At 31.3% G+C, this 13,946-nt stretch carries 18 protein-coding genes and 1 pseudogene; 2 read left to right on the forward strand and 17 right to left on the reverse strand.

Annotation, left to right across the window (positions count from 1 at the left end):
- Nucleotides 1-46: 46 nt before the first annotated feature.
- Nucleotides 47-454, reverse strand: coding sequence for a CvfD/Ygs/GSP13 family RNA-binding post-transcriptional regulator (locus tag AC1RPT_RS06980; protein WP_481761807.1), 408 nt, complete (start codon nucleotides 452-454; stop codon nucleotides 47-49).
- 57 nt (nucleotides 455-511) lie between these two features.
- On the reverse strand, nucleotides 512-1,096 hold the full coding sequence (locus tag AC1RPT_RS06985) for a peptidylprolyl isomerase (RefSeq protein ID WP_481761808.1): 585 nt from the start codon (nucleotides 1,094-1,096) through the stop codon (nucleotides 512-514).
- Nucleotides 1,097-1,225: 129 nt separating this feature from the next.
- Here AC1RPT_RS06985 and AC1RPT_RS06990 point away from each other — a divergent pair, with 129 nt between their 5' ends.
- Both AC1RPT_RS06990 and AC1RPT_RS06995 read left to right on the forward strand, forming a co-directional pair.
- Entirely contained in the window at nucleotides 1,226-2,218 is a 993-nt protein-coding gene (locus AC1RPT_RS06990) for an NAD(P)/FAD-dependent oxidoreductase (RefSeq protein ID WP_481761809.1), read from the forward strand.
- 39 nt (nucleotides 2,219-2,257) lie between these two features.
- Nucleotides 2,258-2,896, forward strand: coding sequence for a VTT domain-containing protein (locus AC1RPT_RS06995; RefSeq protein WP_481761861.1), 639 nt, complete (start codon nucleotides 2,258-2,260; stop codon nucleotides 2,894-2,896).
- A gap of 78 nt (nucleotides 2,897-2,974) precedes the next feature.
- On the opposite strand, the gene AC1RPT_RS07000 is transcribed toward AC1RPT_RS06995, so the two are convergent.
- From AC1RPT_RS07000 to AC1RPT_RS07070, 15 genes and pseudogenes are all read right to left on the reverse strand, one after another.
- Entirely contained in the window at nucleotides 2,975-3,607 is a 633-nt protein-coding gene (locus tag AC1RPT_RS07000; protein ID WP_481762413.1) for a TIGR01906 family membrane protein, read from the reverse strand.
- On the reverse strand, nucleotides 3,591-4,376 hold the full coding sequence (locus tag AC1RPT_RS07005; protein WP_481761811.1) for a TIGR01457 family HAD-type hydrolase: 786 nt from the start codon (nucleotides 4,374-4,376) through the stop codon (nucleotides 3,591-3,593). The genes AC1RPT_RS07000 and AC1RPT_RS07005 overlap by 17 nt, the downstream gene beginning before the upstream one ends.
- A 22-nt stretch (nucleotides 4,377-4,398) precedes the next feature.
- Nucleotides 4,399-5,013 (reverse strand): YutD family protein, encoded by a 615-nt coding sequence (locus AC1RPT_RS07010; protein WP_481761812.1) that lies wholly within the window; start codon nucleotides 5,011-5,013, stop codon nucleotides 4,399-4,401.
- A gap of 37 nt (nucleotides 5,014-5,050) precedes the next feature.
- Entirely contained in the window at nucleotides 5,051-6,424 is a 1,374-nt protein-coding gene (locus tag AC1RPT_RS07015; protein WP_481761813.1) for a bifunctional metallophosphatase/5'-nucleotidase, read from the reverse strand.
- A gap of 345 nt (nucleotides 6,425-6,769) precedes the next feature.
- The gene (locus AC1RPT_RS07020; protein WP_481761814.1) at nucleotides 6,770-8,143 is read right to left on the reverse strand and encodes an amino acid permease; all 1,374 of its coding nucleotides are present in this window, start codon (nucleotides 8,141-8,143) and stop codon (nucleotides 6,770-6,772) included.
- A 116-nt stretch (nucleotides 8,144-8,259) separates the two neighbouring features.
- A complete protein-coding gene (locus AC1RPT_RS07025; protein ID WP_481761815.1) occupies nucleotides 8,260-9,276 on the reverse strand; it encodes a class I SAM-dependent methyltransferase in 1,017 nt (338 codons plus the stop codon).
- Nucleotides 9,277-9,354: 78 nt separating this feature from the next.
- Nucleotides 9,355-9,651 carry a hypothetical protein gene (locus AC1RPT_RS07030; protein ID WP_481761816.1) on the reverse strand — a complete coding sequence of 99 codons (297 nt, stop codon included), beginning with the start codon at nucleotides 9,649-9,651 and terminating at the stop codon, nucleotides 9,355-9,357.
- Between the two features lies 1 nt (nucleotide 9,652).
- Entirely contained in the window at nucleotides 9,653-10,060 is a 408-nt protein-coding gene (locus AC1RPT_RS07035; protein ID WP_481762194.1) for a competence type IV pilus minor pilin ComGF, read from the reverse strand.
- 11 nt (nucleotides 10,061-10,071) lie between these two features.
- Nucleotides 10,072-10,359 carry a hypothetical protein gene (locus tag AC1RPT_RS07040; RefSeq protein ID WP_409022756.1) on the reverse strand — a complete coding sequence of 96 codons (288 nt, stop codon included), beginning with the start codon at nucleotides 10,357-10,359 and terminating at the stop codon, nucleotides 10,072-10,074.
- 1 nt (nucleotide 10,360) lies between these two features.
- Nucleotides 10,361-10,702 carry a hypothetical protein gene (locus AC1RPT_RS07045; RefSeq protein ID WP_481762415.1) on the reverse strand — a complete coding sequence of 114 codons (342 nt, stop codon included), beginning with the start codon at nucleotides 10,700-10,702 and terminating at the stop codon, nucleotides 10,361-10,363.
- Nucleotides 10,703-10,711: 9 nt separating this feature from the next.
- A pseudogene (locus AC1RPT_RS07050) lies at nucleotides 10,712-10,795 on the reverse strand (prepilin-type N-terminal cleavage/methylation domain-containing protein); the annotation flags it as partial.
- Nucleotides 10,773-11,087, reverse strand: coding sequence for a competence type IV pilus major pilin ComGC (gene comGC / locus AC1RPT_RS07055; RefSeq protein ID WP_409022758.1), 315 nt, complete (start codon nucleotides 11,085-11,087; stop codon nucleotides 10,773-10,775). The gene comGC and the pseudogene AC1RPT_RS07050, both read right to left, overlap by 23 nt.
- The gene (gene comGB, locus AC1RPT_RS07060) at nucleotides 11,084-12,142 is read right to left on the reverse strand and encodes a competence type IV pilus assembly protein ComGB (protein WP_481761819.1); all 1,059 of its coding nucleotides are present in this window, start codon (nucleotides 12,140-12,142) and stop codon (nucleotides 11,084-11,086) included. Before comGB ends, comGC begins: the two co-directional genes overlap by 4 nt.
- Nucleotides 12,084-13,064, reverse strand: coding sequence for a competence type IV pilus ATPase ComGA (gene comGA, locus AC1RPT_RS07065; protein ID WP_481761820.1), 981 nt, complete (start codon nucleotides 13,062-13,064; stop codon nucleotides 12,084-12,086). Before comGA ends, comGB begins: the two co-directional genes overlap by 59 nt.
- Before the next feature lie 134 nt (nucleotides 13,065-13,198).
- Nucleotides 13,199-13,933: a YebC/PmpR family DNA-binding transcriptional regulator gene (locus AC1RPT_RS07070; RefSeq protein ID WP_481761821.1), complete on the reverse strand. Its 735-nt coding sequence runs from the start codon at nucleotides 13,931-13,933 to the stop codon at nucleotides 13,199-13,201.
- Nucleotides 13,934-13,946: the final 13 nt, after the last annotated feature.

The raw sequence follows: 13,946 nt of genomic DNA on the forward strand, positions 1-13,946 counted from the left end.
TTATTTGCGATATTCATTATCGCCTCAATAGCACTTATTAAATATATCAGCTTTCTTTTTCTTGGTCAAGTCTATTTCTGTGAATATCTCTTAATTGTTGGCTTATCCAAAAATCCATTTTATCATCTATTGCTTTAAACCCTGTATCTATAGACCTATTTGTCCAATAATATTTATGTTTTATTTTAATACCTGTACTTTTAAGATTACTATTTTGTTTAGTAAAATTTCTAATTGAAAAACTCATTTTACTGTTATATTCATCAATATCAATAATCCTAACCGTAATTTTTTCATTTATTTTTAAATAATTCAATATGTTATCCACATAACCGTTATGGCATTCCGAAATATGGATTAAGCCTTGAACTCCATCCGCAATTGTTACAAAAGCACCATATGATTGAATACCTGTTATAGTTCCTACAATAATTTGTCCAATTCTATATTTCATTTATACTCCTCAATCTTTCGGTAAAAACGGCCAAAATAAAAAGGACTTTCATCCTCTTTATTTTGTTACTATCATATCTTCAATTACAATTGGTTCAACTGGTTTATCTTGCATAGCTGTTTTTGCACCCGCAATTTTATCAACAATGTCCATTCCACTAACAACTTGTCCAAATACTGTATGATGAAAATCTAACCAAGGAGTTCCACCTTTTTTATATTCTACGACTACCTCTTCAGGATAATTTGCATCCTTTAATTGTCCAATCATCTGTTCAGGAACATTCGAATTTTGGACAATAAAAAATTGACTACCATTTGTTGATGGTCCAGAATTAGCCATCGATAAAGCACCTCTTAAGTTAAAAAGTTCAGAAGAAAATTCATCTGCAAACGATTTACCCCAAATACTTTCACCACCCATTCCAGATCCTGTTGGATCACCAGATTGAACCATAAAATCAGAAATCACTCGATGAAAAATAACGTCTTTGTAGTATCCATTTTCTGAAAGTCCAATGAAATTTTCTACCGTCTTAGGTGCTTGTTCTGGAAATAATTGAATCGTTATATCACCGTAATTCGTAATCATTTTAACTTTTGGTCCAACTACATGTTCTAAGTCTAATTGTGGGTATGTCATAACTATGTTCCTCCTATTCAAACTTTATTGATTCCATTGTACCCAATTTCACTCTATTTTACTATTACTTTATATTTTTTATGCGTTATACTATTATAATGCTATTAAATGGAATGCTAGGAGACTGTTATGACAACAAATGAAATATTTGATATTACTATCATTGGTGCCGGACCCATCGGACTATTTACTTCAACTTATGCGCACATGCGCCAAGCTAAAACTCAAGTTATTGAAAGTCTTCCCGACATTGGTGGACAAGTTGGTACATTATATCCAACGAAAAAAATATATGATATAGCTGGATTCACTGGCATATCAGGTGAACATCTAATTAAGGAACTTTCAAGGCAAGCTCACCAATTTGACTTTGACGTTAAATTAAATGAGACCGTCTTAAATTTCGAAAAAGAGAATGATATTTTTAGGATTCAAACTTCTAAACGGGTTACATATAGTAGAACAATTATTATTACGGCTGGAATTGGTTCTTTTCAGCCACGTAAATTAAATATTGCTAATTCAGCAACATTCGAGAATGAATCATTATTTTACAATATTAGTGACCTTTCTAAATTTTCTCATAAACAAATTGCTATTGCTGGCGGTGGTGATTCTGCTATCGATTGGGCAAATGAGCTATCGAACATTACAAAACAAATTCATATGATTCACCGTCGAGATAACTTTAGAGCTCTAGAGTACAATGTCACAAAACTCAAAAAAACTGATACTATATTTGAAACTCCCTTTTCGATACAATCACTTTCTAAAAAGAATGGTCGCCTTGAAATTTTGCTAAAACATTCTAAAAATAATCTTAATAAAACGATAATTGTTGATAATTTACTTGTGAATTATGGCTACTTATCCGATAATAAAATTATTAATGCTTGGGGTATAAATATGGATAAGAAACTAATCTCGGTAAATTCTGAAATGGCAACTTCCATTCCCGGTGTTTTTGCCGCAGGAGATATTGTTTCATACCCTGGTAAAATAGCACTAATTGCTTCAGGATTTGGTGAAGCACCGACTGCCGTAACTAGTGCCCTAAATTTTATAAACCCAAATATTAATCGAACTATTCATAGTACGCAACTAATGAATCCACATTATTAAAAAAATAGAACTTAAGGGGTATTTAATATTATGTCTGTCATAAACTTTTTTATAGATTTTGTTTTACATATAGACACACACTTGATTAGTATTGTGAACAACTTTGGAAATTGGACCTATCTTATCTTATTTTTTATTATCTTCATAGAAACTGGAGCGGTTATTTTACCTTTCCTACCTGGTGATTCACTTTTATTTGCAGCTAGTGCTCTAGCAGCAAATTCAATTTATCATTTGAATATTTGGATATTTGTAATCCTCTTTCTTGCTGCAGCGTACATGGGAGACTCACTAAATTTCTTTATTGGAAAAAAAGTAGGGAACTCAATTTCAGATCATTCATTATTTAATAAAATGATTAGCAAAGATAGTCTCGATAAAACAGAACAATTTTTCAATAAACATGGTGGACCCGCAATTATTTTAGCAAGATTCATGCCTATTATTCGTACGCTTGCTCCCTTCATCGTTGGTGGTAGCGGATTTAAGTACTCTCGCTTCTTACGCTTTAGTCTAATTGGCGGATTTGCATGGGTCACCATTTGTTGTTCTGCTGGATTTTTCTTTGGAAACATTGCAATCGTACAGGAACATTTTTCTTTAGTCGTATTGGGAATCATACTAATTTCCTTAATTCCAGCTGTATTTAGTGGTATTAAGTCAAAATTAAGTAAATAACTAGCTATTAATATCCCACCCTTTCTATCTTAATCTAATAAAAAAACGAGACGCCATTTTCACTGGTGTCTCGTTTTTTTAATTACTACGTTTAATTTCTCTCTTACCAAAGTAAATACCAACTAAAAAGAACATCTCAATTAGACAAAAGACCATTAGAAAACAAATCATAAAAAAATTTTCTGGTAATGCCAAAATGATTGGATCTAGTTTAGGATTAAATATCCAATCATTATTTCTAAACACGAGCTCATGAAATAGTATAAAATAATGATCAAAATTAAAGAAAAGTAAAAATACACTAAGAAAAGGAACAGTAATAGCCATCTGAAAAGGTCTTACCAATTTCCATAATTCCTTTTGTTTTGTTAATTGACCAATAAATATTATTGCAATAAATCCTAAAATTAAAAAACAACCATAATTAAACTGCACCAATTGTTTAACATCATGATAATGTTGCATCCCATTATATGATGAAGGCAATATCATTTTTACTTTATTTACCCAAGGATAGTTAAAATAGTCTAATAAATTATTATAATCAGACATTAATTCTGATTGGTTTAACCCAACAATTTTATTCAAATGTGATTGCTTGATAAAAATTTTATAAACAAACGTACTATTAATTACCAATATAATAGAAAAAGAGACAATCGCTAGATATAAACTTAGCCACTGTCCCATTTTTTTAACGCGCTCTATCATTATCAAAGTCCCAATCATCAAGTGAATCCAATTGAATAGTTGGTTGAACTTTTTTAGATGCCACTAAGTTTTTTGTTGAAACGCCCGTATAGACTAACATTGTATCAACCCCAAAGTTAATTCCGGCTTTAATATCTGTCATGTAGTTATCTCCAACCATCACAACTTCACTTTTCTTCAAGCCAAGTCTTGATAGGGCTTTTTCCATGATGATAGTTTCAGGTTTACCAATATAAGTAGCTTCTTGTTGTGTTGTACATTCAACCATCCTTACCAGCGATCCAGCACCAGGAAGTAGTCCACGTTCATTCGGAATATTAGTATCAGCATTTGTTCCAATAAATTTAGCACCACGTTTGATTGCTAAAGTTGCCATTTCAAATTTATGATACGTAACATCGGAATCTAACCCAACAACAACATAATCAGGCGTCGTTTCCTCAATAATAAATTTTTTATCCATAATTGCTTTCTTTAATCCGTTTTCACCAATAATATAAACACTTCTTTTATCAGGGTTTAACGCATCTAGATAATCTGCAGTTGCAAGTGCCGCCGTATAGACTTCTTTCTCAGTTACATGTATATCAAAATTATTTGCTAAATTATTGACAACATCAGCTGGTATTTTAGTCGTATTATTAGTCACAAATAAAAATGCAATATTTCTTGCTTGTAGAGACTCGATAAATCGTTTTGCTGCCGCAATTTTTTCTTTTCCTCGATAGATTGTACCATCTAAATCAATCATATAACCTTTATATGCCATTATTATCACCTTGCCTATTTAATTATGCTTTATCTTTTTGCCTAATTACAAATTCGTGTTTCTTTGTTCGTTTTGTTGCCGTTTTTAAATTATTTTTTTGTGGTTTTACTGGTTTAGACTTGTTTAATGGTACTTTAGTTTTTTTATTTTTTATTTGATATTTTTTTTCAGTTGTGTGCGCCCTTACTACAGGTTTTCTTTTCTTACCAACTGGTTTAACTGTTTTTTTACGTTCTTTAGGATTAGAAATTGGTTCAGGTTTTTGAATTTCCAAATTGTGCAACACAAAATAAGAACATCCAAAATTACAATATTCATATAAATAATCTTCAAGAGTATCGATACATTGTGACCGATATGCCTTTTTATTCTCGGTTTTATAAAAACCTCTTAATCGAAGTTGATCATATCCCCAGTCTCCAACAATATAATCATATTTCGTTAAAATTTGGCTAAATCGTTCCGTTAATTTTTCAATTTCAAAACCATCTCTATAATTGGAAACAAGATCATATGGACGGTTATCGATTAGTACTCGGGTTTCACTCTGTCGAACAACATCACTAGCATAAGCTTTAATTTTTTCTGCTTTTATTGCAAGTTGCTGTTCTCTCTTTTCTTTCTGTGCTTGATTCAAATCTCAAACCTCCTTTTACAACTTTAGTCATACTTCATTATACAGAAAATTCTAGTTTTAAATAGTCCCCAACGTAATCTCTTAAAAATTTCTTGCCATTTATCGAAATTTCTCCGGTTATTTCTATGGTTGGAAAAAACGGTATATACATAAAATGATCAACTGTTGCAATAGTATAATATGCATCCAAGTCAATTTTTTCGTTATGATATATAAGGTCCCCATTTTCTTGTTCTACCAGTCCATCAATCACTACTTCACCAAATAATTGGCCTCTAAAACCCATCCCTTTAATTGGGAATTTCTTAAGAAATGAACTATTCTTTTTAATTTCTTGTACTAATCGCCATAGATTATAACCAGTTAATTTAGCAGTAATAACCCGCATTGGGTGTGGCAGTGTTTGATGCAGGTCATTTTTTGTTACAAATCCTTTTTGTAAATTTTTCAAAAATAATCCACCATTTAACATTGCAATATCCGTTTTTGTACCCGCTTCGATGGCTTTCAATGATGTCTGCATTAATGCTGAATTTTTAGTCCATGATGCTTCTAAATCTTCAGGCAATTTTGCAACAACTTCAGATGTTAAAATTTTTTCTCCGCGTAATCTATATTCTGCTATTTCGTCTTGGTCACTTATAACTTCTGCTAAACTTTCTGTTTCAATTACTTTAGCAACTTCTTTTCTAATTTTATGATTTTCAAGTTCAATCGCTACTTCGCCCACGTACATCCCCCACTTACCAGCTGCGGCCAATAATGATTCATTAACTTTTTCACCGGATTTCAATAAATGATGTGTGTGGCTTCCTAATACAATATCTATCTGAGGATACTTTGCAGCTACTTTTCTATCTACAGGTAAACCTAAATGTGATAACAAAATAATAACATCTACTTTACCTGCTATTTTTTTTAAAAGTGAAGGTAAAACGGTATCAATTTGATTAGATTCCCAACCATTCATCTCATACGTCATTGGAAATGGTGCTGTCAAGGCAATTATTCCAATTTTAGTTCCAGCTGCAGTTTCCATTATTTTATATTCTTTGGCCCATGCAGGACGATTATTAACTTCTCCATCTACCACGTTATCAAGGATAATGTCGAATTTTGCATTATCATATAAATGTTGTAATTGGCTTCGCGAATTACCAATACCTTCATTGTTACCAATTGTCGCTGCATCATATGCTACAGTATTCATTAATTCAATATTGGCTTTGCCATTTGTAGCTTCCGACAACGGGTGCACACGATCAATTGCATCTCCAATATCAAAAGTTAAAACAGTTTGATTTTGTTTTTCAAGCTTTATTTTTTCAGATTGTAAAAATCGCCTAATTTTAGGCCAATTTTCTAAATGTGAATGAATATCATTTGTATGTAAAATCGTTATTTTTTCCATTAGTTTATATCCACCTTATTTTGATTATTTACTGACTTTCTTTTCACTAACTATATTATTATGGTTGTCCTAAAGTTCTTTTCTAACCATCAAATTCCTAATAGGTGGGTTCAACATTATTAGTTATACTATATCCTATATTATACTGCTTACCGTGTCCAAGTGAATTTATATGACCCTTTACAAAAAATAGCATGCAGAAAATAGTATTGCTCGCGCTGAAATTAACTATTAAATTGTAATGTTTTTAGAAGCAAAATCAAACAATATTTTCAACAATTACTTTTAATTTGTGCCCTAAGTATACAAAAAAAGACCCTCACACGTGGTCTTTTCAGCAAAAATTTAATTTTCCATCTTCATTTGAACACTTTTAATAACATAGAGTACAATTAACCAACCAATTGAAGCAATCAGCGCAATTAATGTATCAGGTTTTAAGCATAGCACAATACCTACAAAAGTTAGAAATAATAGAATTAAATAATTTGTAACAGGAAAGAAAGGCATTTTAAATACTAGCATTGATTCTGTTTTTTCTAGTTTTATTTTTCGTCTATACTTCAAATGTGCAATTACAATTGCTCCCCAAATGAACAAGAAACAAGTCGTTGCAATACTTGAAATAAATGTAAATACCGATTCAGCCATAAACATATTCAGTACGACTGAAATTGCAATCACAAGAGTCGAAAATTGTAATGCAAATGCAGGTACTTGATTATGTGATAACTTACTAATTTTTTTAGAAAATTTATTTTTTTTATTATAATTAAGCGAGAACAACATTCTACCTGTACTAAATAAAGACCCATTACAAGCTGAGGCTGCAGCTGTAATTACAACAATATTAATAATGCTGGCTGCTGATTTTATCCCTATATTTTCAAATACTTGAACAAATGGACTTTGTGATTCCGAAATCATATTCCAAGGATAAATCGCCATAATTGCCAATAATGATCCTACATAAAACAAAATAATTCTTAAGGGTATTTCATTAATTGCTTCTGGGATAACCTTTGTTGGGTTTTCAGTTTCTGCAGCTGTTAATCCTACCATTTCAATACCGACAAAACTAAACAGTACCATTTGAAATGACAAAATAAATCCTTTAATTCCTTGGGGGAAAAATCCACCGTGACTTACTAAATTCGTCAAACTGGCATGCCCAGCTGAAGTTTTAAAGTTTACCACTACCATATACACGCCAATACATATCAACACAATAATGGCAATAATTTTAATGAGTGCAAACCAAAATTCTGTTTCACCGAATAATCCCACTGTAACTAAATTTATTCCTAAAAGAATAAGGAGCATAACCATACCAGGAATCCATTGCGGCAAGTTAGGAAACCAAAATTTCATATATAACCCGACTGCGGTAATTTCTGTCATTGCAATTGTTACCCAACAGACCCAATATGTCCATCCAGCAACAAATCCAACCTTTTCACCTAGATATTCATAAATAAAATCAATAAATGAATGTGCATTCACATTCGATAACAGTAATTCACCTAACGAACGCATTAAAAGAAAACATGCAATTCCGGTAATAATATATGCCAATAAAATAGATGGCCCAGCCAAATGAATAGATTGACCTGCTCCCAAGAATAAACCAGTCCCAATTGTTCCACCAATTGCAATTAATTGAACATGTCGACTTTTTAATCCTCTAACATGCTGATCTTCTGAACTTTTTTCTGCCATTAATATCAAACTCCCTCTATAGTAATTAAGTAGATTATACATGACACATGTTAATTTCTAAAGAAATTATTCTTTTTATAATTAAATAAAAAAAGCGACTCAAAATATGAGTCACTTTACTTATTATTAAAGTTGGCCTTTATCCACTTATCTAACGTTTTAACAAAGCTCTGAAATAGTTCTTCACCCTTTAGTGATGGGAAATCACCTAATAGTACTTCATCAACTTGTTTACTACCTTCGCCATGTTTCTGTAAAATCAAAATAGATTTACGTGAATTAGCTGAACTAAATAATTCCACAGGTAAATTGAGCATACCTTGAAGATATGCATTTGATTGAATGTAAACGAGTAATTTTTTTGCTTCCTCTGTTTCAAATAAACCAGTAGGAACAAGGTATATGCCAAAACCGCCATCATTTAAGTATTTGATTGATTGTTCTATTAATAAATGATGTACATATGAATGACCTTCAGTTGCATGTGTAGCAAAATGGGTAACTCTTTCATCTAGAGGGTAATAACCAATTGGTAAATCAGCAATAACAACATCAGATTTTTTTACAATTAGGTCATCAACCGCATCTTGGTGAAATAATTCTAAATTTAAGTGTTGTAATTGTCCACTTAACCCTGCAATTGATAACATTGTATCATCATTATCAATCCCGTATGCTTTTGAAATCTCAAACTTATCAGCAGCCATTTGATTCAAAATCGTCGTCAGTAAGTTCCCTGATCCCACTGTAATGTCCAATAAACTAAACGATTTTTTTGTACTTATTAATTTTTCTAATACAAATGCAACTAAAAATCCAATTGTATCTGGTGTTATTTGATGATTAGGTTGAATACTTTCTTGTCTTGTTGCCTTCAATAAAACTAACTGTACAACTTTACGTACATCTTCTGACGATAAGGCATTCAAATTCATTTTTTTATAAATCTGATTCAAAATTTTTACATCTTGCTCACTTGGTAATCCATCTTCTACGTGTACAGATTTATTATCTAACAAATTATTGCTAGTCTCAATAAATGCGTCCAAATAAGTGATTTCTAAACTTTTTTGTAAAATATCAATTGTTTCATTAATCTGATTAAAGTTCATTTCTATTTCTTCTAATGACATAAAATCACTCCTTGAATTTATTTGCTCGTTTCAGTTTAACGATTTTTAATTCTCAATTCAAGTTAAGTTTCTTTTTTATCATTTTTCTGAAAAAGAATATCGATTACCATTCTTCAAAATAACCTGATAGGCTCCTTTTTGATATTCAACAACACCATAATTATAAGTATATTTTTCTTTTAGATTTTTTGCTTTTTGATTTAAAATAGTCATGTTTTTCATAGTTTCTGCTTGATTATATTGGCATATTTTCTGATAACTAGTGAATTTTGCTTGGAAATATATCAGTTGTCCCAATAACAAACCAATTAATAACATTAAACAAAATATGGCTGATACAACTAAATGTCCGTTTAATAATTTGATTTTTCGCATCTTAATCCTTTTTTTCCATAGGTATTACCAATTTTAAAGTCTTATTTTGGTGTTCTTGTTTGATTTTTAAAAATAGAATTGGTTCATCGTATGCCACCGAAAATGATTTCACATGATATAAAATTGGTATATGACCTCCTGAAAATCCAATAAACTGTATCATTTCATTATGCTGACTAAGATAGTAGCGAGCTCCTGTCTTATTATTTTTTAATGAAATTGTATATTGACCAACATCTATTATCTTCAAATCTAAGTGATCTGACTCCAATAATCCGATACATTGCTGTAACGAAAAATCTCTATCTCCGCTAATTTCTTGGTGTTCATTTGTACATAAGTGCCAACATGTTGTCATTAGACTAAGAGAGATGATAAATATACCTAATGCAATAATAGTTTCTAACAAAGAAAAACTTTTCATTGCAATTTAATACTTGTTAAATCATTTTCAGACTTAATTCGAATTTCAGACATAGTAGCACATTGTAATTCGCCATCAACTATTTTTGATAATTTACTTGTCGGATGAATGACTAATAATTTACTGATTTCTTTCAGATTTCTTGTAGTTGTTGTTTTATGATTCCAATAATCTTCTTGTTTCTGTAATGTGTGATTGGTCTGTACATATAATCCAAAACCTGATGCGACAATAGTTAAAGTCATAATAGCGTCAGCTAACACAATTCCTGACATTTTACGCACGTTATTCGACATCCTTTCTAATAAATTGACCCCACCCAATTTGAAATACTATTTTTTGATTTCTATTTGGTAATGTGGATTTAAAATTAACTGTTTTACCAGTGATTTGCCCACTTTTATTTATTTTTATCGTTACTCTATTTTTAACTGTCACAGTCTTCGGATAGTCTAATTTAATTTTACTATTGCCATTAATAATGGTCATTTTATCATCATTAAAATTAATACTATTAGGCATCCGATTCATCGGTGCCTCTACCACTGCACTTTGCCAAAGTTGTTCAAAATTTTGCCAAAATTGTTTTTCTTTAGATATCGCAAGTACTTGATCCATTGGCCCCATTAGCAATAGACCACAAATACTAGTAATTGCCAACGAAATAAGCATTTCAAATAAACTAAATGCTTTAAATTTAGTTTTCTGTTTTAACAACATTATTCGAGATAATAATATGATTATCTTTTGCTTCCTTTTCTTGCTTTTCAGTTAAATATTTTTCCGAAACTAAATCAGCAAAATTTATCGATTTATTATGCGTTTCATTTTCATACAAATCAACCTGCGTTTGGACGACGCTAACTAACGCTTCATCATTAACCCGTTTAGCACCTGCTCTTTGATGTCCAATGTTAGGTAATATAATCAACATTAGAAGTGAGATAATAAATAAGACACATAGCATTTCAACAAGCGTAAATGCTTTTAATTTTTTTCTATTTTTTTTCATTGAATTTCCTCCATAGTTTGATACATAGGTAATAATATTGTTAAATACAACCCAACAATACAGGCCGCTACAATTATGAATGCAACTGGCTGTACATAAATCATGATTCTTTCGACAGATGACTCAAATTTACGATAAGTTAATTCCGAATACATTAATAATTCTTGGCTCATCACATCTAACGTATTACCTTTTGCGAGAAATGTCGTTATCTCATTAGGAAATAAAGGACTTTTATCGATCATTTGTTTTGTACTCCCACCATTTTCAAAATGATTCGTTAACTGTTTACCTAACTGATATAGTAAAGATTTTTGATCAAATTGATTTAAATAATCACATATTTTATTCAAATTTAAACCACTTGCTAAAAGCAGACCCAAATTAAATGTTAAATAATAATGACAATAATCCCGATAAATTTTACCTACTATGGGGACCTGACAATACCAAACATGCCTGTTCATCGTACTTTGTTTTGAAACACGAATGATAATTTTTATGATATATCCGATAAATAGACTAATTACGACAGAGATAATACTCTTCATTAAAATCATTTTAAAGTTAGAATTTGATGACGCACCTAACTGACTATAATTTATTTCAGGCAAAATAAATTGTTGGATTCCGATATATAAGACAACCAGTAATCCCATCAGAATCATTGGGTATTGCATGAGTTGCTTTAACTGTTTCTTTTGTTTTACTCTAACCGTCATCAATTTTCCGAGTTGTTTAATACTTTTATTTAATCCGCCATATTTTTCAGAAATCGTAATTTGATAATACGAACTTTTTGAAATATACGGCTTGATACCTGTTGAGAAGGGTTCACCACTTCTTAACTTGGATTCAATTTTTTGAATATCTATTTTCCCAACTGGAAATAATTTAGTCGCCGTTGTTAAAGATTGCCTGAGCGAAAATCCCGAATCTAATAAGTCTGCCAAGACTTCGAAAAATTCACTTTGTTTTTGAATTGACCATTTTCTTCTATTTAAAATTATTTGCTGTTTCAATTGTAATAATATTTTTCTTAATACATTGATCAAGGTTATCATGCCACCTTTCTAAAGCTATTTTTTGATTAAATGTTCCTTCAAGAACAGACTCTAACTTTTGACCTGTTAATATATCAAATAGTACACCGCTTCCACCTTTCGTTGTTTCAATTAATCGCTGATAACTTACTGCCTGTAGCGTTCTATTGAGATCATCTCGACTAACGCCAAGATTTTCAAGTCGTTTAATTGTTCCTACTGCATTTCTTGCATGTACGGTACTTAAAATTAAATGACCACTCATTGCAGCTTTAATTGCAGCATTGGCAGTGACTTCATCCCTGATTTCACCGATAATAAAAATATCAGGATGGTGCCTCAATCCAACTTTTAATAATTCCGCATATGTCATGTTTGCTTTATCATTAACCTGTAATTGAATAAAATTAGGATTTTGAATTTCAACTGGATCCTCAATAGTTAATATTGTTCTTTGATTCTGAATCATTTCAGCCAGTTGGTACATTGTCGTTGTCTTACCTGAACCCATTGGACCTGAGAATAAAATTAGCCCACTGGACCCACATGCATTTATCAACTGCTGAAATTGATTTGGTAAAAGTTGAAGTAACGGTACATCGGTATTCGAATAAATAAATCGTATAACAATCGATTCTCTACCTAAAAAATCGCCAACACTCGAAATTCGGCAATTTACCTTTTTATGTTCTATCTGCCATTGAAAAGTCCCAAACTGCGGCCGCCTAGTTTCGCTCAGAATCATATTTGCCTTAAATTTAAGAAAATTATTCATTTGTATCATCTTTTTTTCTGAATATACATTAAGGCTATGATAGTTATTCAACGTTCGATACTTAACTAAGCATCCCTTGGCACTTGGAATTATATACATATCACTTGCTCTGTTTTTAACACATATTTTAATCATTTCTTGTATTTCTGTTTCAATCATCTCAATATCCCTCCTTTCCATATATTTAAGTACGCAAAAAAAGCCAAAACATTTAATTTTGGCTTTTCATATTTTTATATTTAATTAATTTCTAACTTTTTAAGATGACTTATCTCTTTATTATAGAGAGTATCTTAATCTTCGTCTGCAATATCACCAGCATGGAACACTTCTGAAACATCATCATTTTCTTCCAATGCATCAATCATATGATGGAATTGTTCAATTTTATCTTCCGGTACTGGTACTAGATTTTGAGGAATCATTACTAATTCAAATGTATCTAATTTGTATCCCTTTGCTTCTAATGAAGCACGTACATCTGGTAAATCTTTTGAATCTGTATAGATTTCAAATAATTCTTCTGATGTTTTCAAATCCTCAGCACCAGCATCAATAACATCTTCAAACATAGCATCTTCATCAGTATCTAATTCTTCACGAGAAATAACGATGTAACCTTTACGATCAAACATGTAATTAACTGAACCTGTTTCTCCTAAATTTCCACCATTACGTGTAAATGCAATACGAACTTCTGAAGCAGTCCGATTACGATTATCCGTCAAGGTATGAACTAAGATGGCAACGCCACCAGGTGCATAGCCTTCATATGTAATTTCTTCATAATCTGCACCTTCTGAACCAGACGCTTTATCAATAGCACGTTTAATATTATCTTTTGGCATATTTGCAGCTTTAGCTTTATCAAGCATCAAACGTAATGAGGGGTTCGAATCGGGATCAGGACCACCACTTTTTGCAGCCATGTAAATTTCTCTCGATAATTTTTGGAAAATTTTACCACGTTTAGCATCTTGTGCATTTTTACGACCTTGGATGTTATTCCATTTTGAATGTCCTGACATAATTCCCTACCTC

This window comes from Dellaglioa sp. CoH-56-MRSF-11 (genome assembly GCF_056782135.1).